General features: G+C 34.9%; 14 protein-coding genes. 10 read left to right on the top strand and 4 right to left on the bottom strand.

Annotated elements, in window-relative coordinates:
* Window positions 1-294: 294 nt before the first annotated feature.
* The gene (locus MOC86_RS26665; RefSeq protein WP_268586904.1) at window positions 295-774 is read left to right on the top strand and encodes a hypothetical protein; all 480 of its coding nucleotides are present in this window, start codon (window positions 295-297) and stop codon (window positions 772-774) included.
* A gap of 183 nt (window positions 775-957) precedes the next feature.
* On the opposite strand, the gene MOC86_RS26660 is transcribed toward MOC86_RS26665, so the two are convergent.
* Entirely contained in the window at window positions 958-1347 is a 390-nt protein-coding gene (locus tag MOC86_RS26660; RefSeq protein WP_268586903.1) for a hypothetical protein, read from the bottom strand.
* 305 nt (window positions 1348-1652) lie between these two features.
* Between MOC86_RS26660 and MOC86_RS26655 the strand changes: the two genes are divergently transcribed.
* Entirely contained in the window at window positions 1653-1844 is a 192-nt protein-coding gene (locus tag MOC86_RS26655) for a hypothetical protein (RefSeq protein WP_268586902.1), read from the top strand.
* Window positions 1845-1914: 70 nt separating this feature from the next.
* Window positions 1915-2109 carry a hypothetical protein gene (locus tag MOC86_RS26650; RefSeq protein ID WP_268586901.1) on the top strand — a complete coding sequence of 65 codons (195 nt, stop codon included), beginning with the start codon at window positions 1915-1917 and terminating at the stop codon, window positions 2107-2109.
* Window positions 2110-2446: 337 nt separating this feature from the next.
* Here MOC86_RS26650 and MOC86_RS26645 read toward each other — a convergent pair whose 3' ends face one another.
* Window positions 2447-2956, bottom strand: coding sequence for a spore coat protein (locus MOC86_RS26645; protein WP_268586900.1), 510 nt, complete (start codon window positions 2954-2956; stop codon window positions 2447-2449).
* Between the two features lie 838 nt (window positions 2957-3794).
* Between MOC86_RS26645 and MOC86_RS26640 the strand changes: the two genes are divergently transcribed.
* Window positions 3795-3974 carry a hypothetical protein gene (locus MOC86_RS26640; RefSeq protein WP_268586899.1) on the top strand — a complete coding sequence of 60 codons (180 nt, stop codon included), beginning with the start codon at window positions 3795-3797 and terminating at the stop codon, window positions 3972-3974.
* Window positions 3975-4210: 236 nt separating this feature from the next.
* Here the strand turns inward: MOC86_RS26640 and MOC86_RS26635 are convergent, their stop codons facing one another.
* The gene (locus tag MOC86_RS26635; RefSeq protein WP_268586898.1) at window positions 4211-4525 is read right to left on the bottom strand and encodes a four-helix bundle copper-binding protein; all 315 of its coding nucleotides are present in this window, start codon (window positions 4523-4525) and stop codon (window positions 4211-4213) included.
* Between the two features lie 1493 nt (window positions 4526-6018).
* Here MOC86_RS26635 and MOC86_RS26630 point away from each other — a divergent pair.
* The 6 genes from MOC86_RS26630 to MOC86_RS26605 all read left to right on the top strand — a co-directional run bounded on the left by MOC86_RS26630 (window position 6019) and on the right by MOC86_RS26605 (window position 9449).
* On the top strand, window positions 6019-6390 hold the full coding sequence (locus MOC86_RS26630) for a MobC family plasmid mobilization relaxosome protein (protein WP_268586897.1): 372 nt from the start codon (window positions 6019-6021) through the stop codon (window positions 6388-6390).
* Window positions 6372-7352, top strand: a complete 981-nt coding sequence (locus MOC86_RS26625) for a relaxase/mobilization nuclease domain-containing protein (protein ID WP_268586896.1) — start codon at window positions 6372-6374, stop codon at window positions 7350-7352. Before MOC86_RS26630 ends, MOC86_RS26625 begins: the two co-directional genes overlap by 19 nt.
* A complete protein-coding gene (locus tag MOC86_RS26620) occupies window positions 7336-7761 on the top strand; it encodes a hypothetical protein (protein WP_268586895.1) in 426 nt (141 codons plus the stop codon). Before MOC86_RS26625 ends, MOC86_RS26620 begins: the two co-directional genes overlap by 17 nt.
* Window positions 7762-7956: 195 nt before the next feature.
* Entirely contained in the window at window positions 7957-8151 is a 195-nt protein-coding gene (locus MOC86_RS26615; RefSeq protein WP_268586894.1) for a hypothetical protein, read from the top strand.
* A 98-nt stretch (window positions 8152-8249) separates the two neighbouring features.
* On the top strand, window positions 8250-8573 hold the full coding sequence (locus tag MOC86_RS26610) for a hypothetical protein (protein ID WP_268586893.1): 324 nt from the start codon (window positions 8250-8252) through the stop codon (window positions 8571-8573).
* Between the two features lie 234 nt (window positions 8574-8807).
* Complete coding sequence (locus MOC86_RS26605; protein WP_419146696.1) at window positions 8808-9449, top strand: MarR family transcriptional regulator; 642 nt, start codon at window positions 8808-8810, stop codon at window positions 9447-9449.
* Window positions 9450-9744: 295 nt separating this feature from the next.
* On the opposite strand, the gene MOC86_RS26600 is transcribed toward MOC86_RS26605, so the two are convergent.
* A complete protein-coding gene (locus tag MOC86_RS26600; RefSeq protein WP_268586892.1) occupies window positions 9745-10293 on the bottom strand; it encodes a hypothetical protein in 549 nt (182 codons plus the stop codon).
* Window positions 10294-10558: the final 265 nt, after the last annotated feature.

The raw sequence follows: 10558 nt of genomic DNA, 5'->3' as shown, positions 1-10558 counted from the left end.
AGAAAAAAGAGAAGTTCCAGACCTCTTGTCCGACAAGGGATCTGGACTTTTTCAACTTCCTCTAAGATGGATTATGTTAACTAGAAATGAATAGCGTATACAGAGTAAAAGCAGAAAAAAGATTTTATGTTGGATACTTCACAGCATCTTGAGTAGTTTGCTCATAGTATGGAATGTTATTCATTTGATCTTTGGGGAATTTGTTCAACTAACGATGCAGGAATGTTGAGGAATAGAATTGTGAGATGTAGAAAGTATAACAATAAAATGGGTTAGCAATGGAGGTCTATTTATTTGAATAAAATGCTGTTATATCTCATTCTTTTATTTATAATAACCTCTCAACAAACTGTTTTAGCAGCTCCAATGACATTTGAGGATTGTATGACTCAACTTAATAATGAAATACAAAAAGATATAAAAAAAAGTTTCCCTTTATTAGAGCAAATTGAGGGGCAGAATAATGCTCGGAGATATGACTACGATGATATAAGTAAAATGATATTGAATTCGAGAAAGAGAAATAAGGACTTAGAGTTTCTAATGGCTCTATTTTATGGTACATCCATAGGAGATAGAGAATTAATTGTTATGCACAATAATATAGAAAATGCTTCATCAGGTTATCTGTTTTATAAAGAACTAAATGGCACAAACGTATTATTAAAAATAAAACGAGAAGAAGAAAGCTGGAAGGTAATAAATAAGCGTAAAGTACGAGGTGAATATATAACACTTGAAAAAATCAATAAAGAGTGTGTGAAGAAGCCTTAATTTCTTCTTAGGCTATTGGATGCCAATGTTTAACAAGCATCATCAAAAAAAGATCTTCAATTGAAGATCTCTTTTTATTGCCGATAAAAAAGATTATGTTAACTAGAAATGAATAGGATATACACATTATTAAGCTAATCTAACTTTTTTTCTTCAAAGAGCGAAGGAACAACTATGGCATGATCACAGTTTACTAACAATTATATGATCTATATTCGAAATACTCAAACATTCTTTAACATCATCTACCCATATTAATACATTATTGTTACTTCTGATAAACACTCCTGTTGCTGAACTTGTACCTTGATCTACTTTGATTCGGTCTCCTAATTTAAACATTCTAGATAATAAATTAGATGAATTTGGTTCTAAAAGTTTTTGAATTTCTTTAATTTCGTTCTGTAATTGTTTATCAATGTTTAGTCCGTACTCTAATTGATCGAGAGCACTAGAATTGATCGTCTGTTGTTCAGTTGTGAATATTTTTTGATTACTATCTGTTTGGCCATTCTGTAGGAATGGTGAACAAATCATAGTTGATAATTGTATATTTATCCATGGTGTTTGCACTTCTAAAAACTCCCCGTTTTTAAAAATTTGTTATAACTTATGAATGGATAAGGGTGTAGGTGACAAACGCTTATATTCTTACATTCAAATGTTAAGTTTGATAGATTATAAGAAGAATCTAGCATGAGTAAACGAAAAGAATCCGGATTTAGCAGCTACCCATTAGAAAATTAAAATAAATCCCGAAAAACTAGATATAAAAGTATGATATTCTACCATTTTTATATTTTTAGGTAAAAAAGCGGTACAACCCTATTTAAATATACATATTTTGTAGTATGTTGTGTTGAAAGGAGGGAAGCAAAATGGCTAACCTTGCTGATGCTTATAATCAACTTTTTCAAAAAGGTGACAAAATAAATGTAGTTTTTAATGGTCAAGACCTTGGTACTGGAGTTTTCCTGAGAGCAAAGGATAACTTTTTAGTTTATGTTGATGATGGTGATAATGAACTTAGAATCGTTCCTTTGACGGCAATTGTTGTAAATGAAGTGTAATAAACACATAAACATTGTTTTCTTACCGCGAGAATGCAACAAGCAAATTTGTTGAAAAAGGGGGGATACTATGTCAGATCTAGCTAATGAAGTAAATAAAATTTTTTCAGAGGGAGACAGAATTGACGTACAATTTTTTGGCTTTCCTTCTTTCCAAAGTGGTGTTTTCGTCCAAGCAAAGGATAACTTTTTACTTTGGGTCGACGATAGTGACAATCAATTAAAAATTGCACCTCTAAATCAAGTTCGTATTGATAAAAAATAAATGCGTATCAATTAGGGACAGGCTAAATCCCTGAACCTAGAGGTTTTCCTGCGGATTAGTTCCGAAAGTATAGAAGGATCTTCGATTAGAGGATTCTTCTTTCATTGCCTATAACAATCATTATGTTAACTATTTTTGCATAGTGTATACATTTACAACTCCAAAAACGACCCCATATGGCAAAGGTCGTTTTTGGATGATAAAACGCTAAGAAATAGGTTTGTGAAGTTTTTACATGGCTACATACATCACAGCATCTCTTGTAGTTTGCTCATAGTTTGAAACGTTATTCATTATTTTTACTGGTATCTCAGTCATACTCTTAATATTTTGAATGTCACATTGATAAAGCTTTATTCGCAAGATTTATGTCGTTATTCAGAAGTTTTTCTAAATTATATGAAGGATAATAACCTCTTTCATACATATATTGATAAATCCTAGCATGGCATTTTATAGCTAATCGTAACTGTTTAGCTAACACCTTTCTTAATTTGGGTGTTGCAGTTTCTGTAATTGCAACAGCATAATTTCTTACAGCTGCCTTAGAAAAAGCAAGTAAATCCCCTGCGTAAAAGACCTTATCCATGTCCCTCATATCTCCTTCATCACGAGGAGTCAAAGGATAGAATTGTAATAACTCTTTTATGTTTACTTCTAATTCACAGATAGACTGGCTGTATATATTTTTTAATGTTGGACATTGAATTTTCCCTATTGCCTTTTTTAATTTCATCAAACCAATTGATGAAAATGCTACTAACTCATGAAGTTCTAGTGTTTCATGCCACGCCAGTGTCCTATGCTGTTGGTGTTCAATTGGATAGAGATAGTGGTTATAATACATTTCGTTCCCCCTAATTTTAGTCTTTACACTAATATTCAAGGTATTAAAAATAGTTTTTTGTCCTATTTAAATTAGGCATTTTCAAAAGGTTTTTGACTATAGATTCTCTTTACTCACCTGTCATATTTATTTAACTGTCCGGTACATATCTTTCTTACTAAAAGGGTTATTTAGGTATCTAAAAGACACTTAACCTCTTTTTGTTCTTATAATGAACATTATGTTAGCTAAGAATGAATAGTGTATACAGTATAAAAACAGAAAAAACTACTGCTTGGAGTCAGTAGTTTTTTCTGCTACTCATCAACTTTTAAGAGAGATATTTGCACCTCTTGATTAGTTTGCTTTATAAAAAGGATTTTATTTATTTTAGTGCAATTATTAGAGAACCAATAAAAAATTTTTGCATATATTTAATATAGGTCACTAGATTATTCGAATATGAACGTTCCTCTTTTCATTATATTTGAGAAAGCTCAAGAAAAGCTTCCTGGACTTATTTTTTTGTTCCCAATTAAGTTTTTTATATAGAGTTATAAGGACAAATATAATATACATATGTATTATCAGGGTTGATTTATTGTTTTCTTTTCGATTTAAAAAACTTGCGGATTGAGCACCTAATTGTTTAGGTGCTCTTTTTCATTATATTTGAAAAAAATTGTGTACCTAGAGAGGAACCTACTCTTCTTCATTGCCGATAACAATCATTATGTTAACTAACTTTGTATAGAGTATTCATTGTAACTAGGTTATTAATTTAGATAATATAGGCATGCTCGAACCCGACACCATTTAAATATATATACTGTGTGAGTTATCTTATGGAGGTGAGTGTATGCACAAATGTCGTTGCTGCATGGGAACAGGATGTTGTCGTTACTGTGGCGGTTCTGGTATGTGCTGCTGTTGTGGTGGAAGTGGATGTCACCACTGCCAGACAAGCGGATGTTGCCCGTGTTGTCATAGTGCCAGAAGATGTGGTTGTTGTGGAGGAACAGGTGTCAGCTATCAGTAGGCACTAAATAAATAATGAAAACAGGAGCTTGAAATAAAGCTCCTGTTTATCAAATATAGTTGTATGTAACGACGAGCTTATAACTATAATGATTAACTTGCCATTTTGCGACACTAAAACACATTGACGATAGGATTCAGCAAGAAACTTAAAATGGATTGTACAGGAATTATCGATACTTAAAACAACAAGGCTGAAAGGTATTTATTATAACAACCAACCCAATAAGTCTATTATTATGAAGCGTGTCGGCAAGCTTCTGCACAACGGCGACATGCATCCGCACATTCTTGGGCAATCTTAAGATCCTCCCTAGTTTCACAAAGTTCAGCGCATTTGATACAAACATCCGCACATGCTTTGGCAAGGGCACCCATAAACTCACTGTCGCGTGCACAAAATTTTCCGCAAGTATAACATAAATCAGCACAATCTCTTAAATATCGAATGAGTTTTGTGTCATCCAAATTCAATGACGCTGCGTATGTTTTTTCACAGAATCTTGCTGCCTCAAAACATAGTCCCATAGCATTTCCTTTGACATGTTCCACTTTTAAAACATCTCCTCTATTTAAATTTTTGCTTACTGTCTTACTATTTACTAAAATCAAAGGAAAAATGTGTTTTAAATTTAAAGCGTTCGAGCATAAGATGGGTGATGAACTCGAAAAAAGAGACCGTTTATTCACGCAACATTTTCATACTCTTTTAGAATCCAAACAAGTGGAGATAGCAGCTGCTCAGGAAAATAAGAAGTGGTGGAAGTTTTGGAAATAAGGTCGAGAAATTTACATAGTAGCATAGAATATAGGGATGACATGAAGAAACTCTTTTCTTTGCCCTACATGGCTCCGACCGTGGGGGCTTTTTTTATGGTGCCAAATGGGGAACCAATGCATAGGATAAAAAAGTTAGTTTTGTTATAACTCTTAACCAGACATCTAGTACTCCTATAATACTCACTCCGAAATCCTAGGTCTATAATGGTGTTACTGTTTACAAGAGAGTTCCCAGGACCCTCTCTTTTTTATTTAGTAAACAAGACAACTTATTGAAAATGAGAAAGAGATATTGAAATAAATAAGAATGAATAATAATTTGGAAAATAACTCATGCTATAAAAGAAGGTATTCCCCAGACATAGATATCCTAATTGTTATTGATTAGTTATCTATCGTGTTCAAGAAATGAGCAGAAACAAGCCGAGAGGTTTCCATCATCCTCTCGGCTTGTTTTATTGCAATGAAATTCATCATGAGAAAAAGGGAAAAGTATAGGGATCTGTCAATTTGCAGTCTGTGGTGGCTACGCCGAACGACCAATACACTGATGAAAGGGAAAACATATAATCTGAAATAGATTATAAAAATTAAACAAAGTTTATATTGTTTATAATCTGTGTCGTTATAATTTATAATCCAAATCAGATTATAAATGTTGCATCAGCTATGAAACATTTACGTTTAAAATTTGAAATATCATGTTTCATCTGAATGAACATAAGGAAATAAAATTGGGATGTGGCATAGAATAATAAGGATGACATTGAAAACTCTTTTCTTTACTTGCCCAACATGCCCCGATCGTGCGGGGCTTTTTTTATGGAAAAGAGACAAACACGGTACAGTAACACACACATACAATGTTAGGAAGACGTCATACTTCTTCTTATTTCATCCTTACAGCCTTACATTGGTGAGGCTTTTTTCTTTGGGTCTGTCCACGGTAGGTAAATCGCAAGACCGAAAGGTCGAGAATTTAAGGAGTGGATAGACTCACAGCACCCTCTTTATTTGAGAAGGGGGATGAGGAGGGGCAACGCCCCAAGGTCTTTTTATGGCTAGCATGAGCGAGCCATTTTTTGCGCAAGCAAAAACAGAAAGGGGGATTGGGGGAACCCCCCAACAAGCTGTATTTGCGCCACGCAGTGGCTAGCAAATGCGACGCTTGCCAAACCCCTAGCGCCAGTGCTAGAATTGGAGATAACACGAACAATTCTAAACGGCGCGTCCGTTTGAAAAACGGAAGAAAGGGGTGGGATTTTATGAGCGAACGAGACAATGATGTGGCTAGCAATTTACGGAAGATTCCGAACCGTAAAGAGCCTCGCCAAATCAGTTTTCGAGTGAGCGAGGACGAATATTCAAAGCTTCAGCAATCAGCTGAAACGTTGAATATGAGTGTGCCGAGCTTCGTGAAGAAGAAGGCACAAGGCAGTCGCTTGGTTGCTCCGAAATTCGATAAGGAGACAAGACAAGCGATTGCAAGGGATTTGAGCAAGTTGGGGAACAACGTGAACCAAATTGCGAAATATTGTAATTCGCATAAAGATGGCAATGTCGATTGGGAACGCTTGAATTACAATATCGAACACTTGAGAAAAGAAGTGAGCGAGCTATGGCAACGACTAAATTAGGAAACACCAAGTCAGCAAGTAGAGCGATCCATTACGCCGAAAAGCGAGCAGTCGAAAAGAGTGGCCATAATTGCGATATAGATTATGCAAAATCAAATTTTAAAGAATTGCGAATGCTTTACGGAAAAGATGATGGGATTCAGGCACACACCATCATTCAGTCATTCAAGCCTGACGAAGTGACGCCAGGGCAAGCGAATGAAATCGGTTTAGAGTTAGCTAAATCTGTCGCAAAAGACTATCAAGTTGCCATTTATACGCATGCGGATAAGGAACACATACATAACCACATTGTCATCAATTCCGTCAATATCGAAAATGGCAAGAAGTATCATAGCAATAAAGAACAGCGTGATGTAATTAAAAACGAAAATGATCGCATTTGTCAGGAGAAAGGGCTCTCTGTCGTCTTGGAGAAAAAAGCGCCGATACGCTATACAGCAGCTGAAAAATCTTTGATAGAAAAAGGGAAAATCAGCTGGAAAGACGAAATACGTCAGGCGGTCGATATAGCCAAAGCCCGTACAAGCGATTTTAATAGCTTTTCAGAGGTTTTAGATAAGATGGGTATAGAAACGAAGCTAAGAGGTGAAACGCTCTCATACAAGCACCCAGAAGCGAATAAGTGGGTGCGAGGAAGTAAACTGGGGCACGATTACGAACTGGAGGGGATAGAACGTGGCTTTGAGCGACAACTTACAGCAAGCCAAACAAGAACTCAATCAATCGACTGGAATGAATACGAGCGAACAAATCAACTACAGAGTGCGAATGTCGGAAATCGAGCACCAGAACGAACTGATCGCACAGCGTATCGACCAGTTAGCCGAAAGTATCGAGAAGAACAACGAGAGCTTGAACAAGCAAATGAAAGCCGTCATGAACATGAACAATCAAAACAACCAGAACCTAAACCACAAAGTCGAGCAATTAGAAGAAGCGAACTTGGTCCTGAGAGATAGTTTGAATGCAAAACTGAACATCTATTTTGAACAGATGAATGATATGGTTGGAAAGAAATTTGATGAAAAAACAGATGAGATCGTCAGTGATTTTTCTGAAAAAGTGCATACCATTCAAGAAAAAACAAACGAAGTGCAAGAAATGCGAGTGAAGACCAAAAAAATCGAAGAAATCTGTGTATCGGTTGTGCAAGTCTTGTTATATGCCGTGATTGCCGTGATTGCGTTAACGGGGATTAAATGGGGTTTTTGGAACGTATTAGGTGTATCTAAACTTTATGATATAGTCGCTCAAAAATTTGAATGGGGTTGGCTGGTCATGGCGATCCTTATCGGTGTCATTATGCTTATGGCCTTTATTTTTGCGTTTTCATTTGTAAAAGAAAAAGCGAGTCAGCACCGTTTTTAATGTTAAAAAAGCATAGGAACTTTAGATGAATGTAGTTCTAGCCTTTAGGCTAGTGTAGGGAGGCTTCAGCCTCCTTTTATTTTTTATCAGAAGTGGGATTTAGATATTGTTTCCAGTCTTATAGAGTGATATATTTAAATAAAGGCTAGACAGTCTTAGCTTTCTTGTCTGACAAGAAAGTCAGGAGGTGTAATGATGAAGAAAGAAACAATAGTAAGTCGTCGTCCATCATTTCGTTTGGATGATAAACATTATAATCAACTTAAAGATTTAGTTGAACTTTACCAAAAAGAGAGTCCTATTTCTAGGGTTTCAGTAACAGATGTTTTTTTACATGCACTTGATACTTTGCATGAAATTAAGTTCCCTGATAGAGAAGATGATGATTGATGATTTGTTCTTATTGTGGAACAGAAAATCAAGCAAATAAAAGTTGCCTATTTTGTGGGGCTTCTCTGGATCCGTATAGACCAAGGAGAAAAAACTTTGTGTATCTGGAACATTGTGAGTTATCTTTTAGTGAGTTAGAAGGATTTCATACGTATGACTTATTGGTGTTGCTGAGATTGGTTCGAAAAGAGCGTTCAGATTTGTTTAATCAGATGAGATTGATTAAGAAAGGTGCCAAGGAGGCTCAAATAGACCAGGAGACGATTTCTTTTGCAGAAGAGCAGTATTTGTATTATACGAAGCGTGCGAAGGTCCTAGAGGGAATTCTAATTGATAGAATGGGGTACAAGCCCAAAACAATTAATGATAGACTATTACTAAGTATTGATCAGAAGATTAAAGAGTACGAAAAGAAGGCATGAGAAAAGCCCCCAAGTTTTAGCGGACTCCGAGGGCTTTTCAATAAAAACTATAGAAGGGTTAGACCCTTATTCGTATGATTATATTTGTATTCTACCATAAGGGTTTAATTCCTTCCATACTTTGAGGAGGATTAAACGTTGGAAAATGTTTTCGAACAAAGACAATTAGAACGAGAACGAAAACGTAAGGAGAAAGAAGAAGAATTTAAGGCGCTTCCAGAAGGACAGCAGGCCATTATTAAGGGTTCTTCAAAAGCTTCTAAGAATGCGAATAAGAGAGATTTAGATATTGAAGAGCTGCTTGGACAAGCTGGTGTTGGTTTGTCTGGTGATCAGCAGAAAATGCTTCTAGAGATTTTACATAAGACAACAGGTGAAAATTACTTCATCGGGAAAAAGAAGAAAAAAAGTGATGGAGTGAAGTTTGTGCAGATCATTACTGATAACATGAATTATTTAAATAAAATTGGTTACTTTACTAGTTCTGAGCAATCATTTTTGTTACAAGTAGCTTCTTATTTAGAATTTAAAACTAATGTCATTGTTGAAAAGAAAGAGAACGATGAGGAAATAGAAGTGAATGCTGTAACACCTAGTTATTTAGCTGAACAATTTGGAAAAACACGAGAAAGTGTCTCTAAAACTATGAATTCTTTACTTAAAAAAGGCGTACTTGGAGTTGCGGAAGCTGGAATGACTACCGAAGATGGAAGGGCTTGTACTTCTCGTACTTGGTTTGTAAATCCCAATATTTTATGCTGTTCTCCTAAGGATGGTGTAGATAAGGCAACTCAACATATTTTTAAGAGATCGCTACGTAACTTTAAAGTAGGTAACGATAGCAAAAAGCATAAACTACCTATTTATTTATTCTAGTAATCAAAAGAGAACCATAATACCGGTTCTCTTTTTTTACTCCTTTTTTCCATTTTTTAGGTGTGAAAAAAAATTCACACAGGTGTGAAAAAAAATTCACACCCTACCCCTTATAAACCCTTGATACGTCTACATTCTTTTACTTGTCTCTTCTCACTCTATTTAAATAGCAATTCGGCGATAGAATTGCAAGACTATTTTTATCTTTTTTTCGTAGAAAAACAATTAGCCTGAAGGCTAAAAAATCACCATAAAGGTGATCGTATATAAGAAGGATAAACAAGGAAGTTGGAGATTACCAAAATTTCCACCACTTTTTATTGTTTCTTTCATGGGAAGATTCATCTTTAGTTTCTTCTTTCATATCTTCCATTGTTGTTGAAACCTCGGCGACTGCTTTCTTTTGTTCTTTCATCATTCGTAAGGATTCCATGAGTATTTTATCTCTTTCATTCATTCTTTCATCAATATATTTTTGCTGTGTAATAACTGTTTCCTTTAGCTGCTGGATCTCTTGTTGAAATAACTCTTTCATAGATTTAAGTTCATCCATCATTTCAGTTTGATTTGCCATTACATCTTTTTCATCCTTTACATCAATAATAACTGGTGTTTCTTTCAACCTTTCATGAATTTCTGATGTATTGAGATGGTCACCATAGTAAGACTTTATTTTCTTTAGTAGAGGAATACTTTCTATATGTACAAGTCTTTTGTTCCCACTTTTTCGATCTTTAATATAATATTTGAATTCATCGGCATATCGACTTAAAGAAGGTACCGAAATGCCTGTTATTCTCTCAATTTCTTTCAAACTGTACCATTCTTTTTCATTTTCCTGCATGTGAAAGAACATCCTTTCATCATTTACTTACTTTAGATAATACTATATGTACCAAGGTTTATCCTTTACAAGATGTATAAAAGATTCACATTTATTTTATACAATTTGAGGATTTAAGATATGATTGAATTAATCCTATTAAAAGATAAATAACTACTGTATAAACTCTCCATTTTTTATGCATTACTCAGGCATGGAAAAGGCTGAGTAACATTGATTTATCAACGATGTATAAAAACCTGCATAAAGGAGAAAAAAGAGAAGT

Origin of the sequence: Priestia endophytica (assembly GCF_026790145.1) — a bacterium.
In the GTDB taxonomy this organism is placed as follows: domain Bacteria; phylum Bacillota; class Bacilli; order Bacillales; family Bacillaceae_H; genus Bacillus_I; species Bacillus_I endophytica_A.
This window is presented reverse-complemented; position numbering and strand designations above follow the sequence as displayed.